Source organism: Cytobacillus sp. Bac17 (assembly GCF_024519925.1).
Classification (GTDB): Bacteria; Bacillota; Bacilli; order Bacillales; family Cytobacillaceae; genus Cytobacillus; species Cytobacillus pseudoceanisediminis.
In genome coordinates this window covers 1-426 of record NZ_JALJRC010000103.1, presented here as the reverse complement: position 1 = coordinate 426, position 426 = coordinate 1, and the positions used below count along the sequence as shown (strand labels likewise).

Sequence of the window (426 nt, the reverse complement as noted above, 5' to 3'; positions counted from 1 at the left end):
TCCCCCTTATCCTTTTGGTTGTCTACTATCGTCATTATTCGATTAATAAGTCTATTCTCATATACCAATTCTTTCATTTTCAATTCCCCCCTCTTTCTCTTTTTTCTCCCCCTCTTTTCTCTTCCCCCTTTTCTCTCCTTTTTTTCTTTTCTCCTCCCCCCCCCCCCCCTCTCCTTTTCCCTCCTCCCCCCCTTTTTCTCCCTTCCCTCTTTCCCCCTTTTTCTTCCTTCTTCCCTTCTCTTCCCTCTCCTTTCCTTTCCCCTCTTTCTTTCTTTTCTTCCTTTCTTTCTCCCTCTCCTCTCTTTTTTTCTCTTCTCCCCCCTTCTTTCTTTTTCCTTTTTTCTCCCTTTCTTTTCCCCTCCCCCTTTTCCTTTCTTCCCTCTTTCCTCCTCTTTCCCTTCTCTTCCTTCTCTTTCTCCTTCCTTT

At 44.4% G+C, this 426-nt stretch carries 1 protein-coding gene; it reads right to left on the bottom strand.

Annotated features, from left to right (window positions below):
* Positions 1 to 57: 57 nt before the first annotated feature.
* Positions 58 to 426 (bottom strand): hypothetical protein (locus NR125_RS29375; RefSeq protein WP_256816883.1); only part of this gene is annotated, 369 nt, incomplete at its 5' end.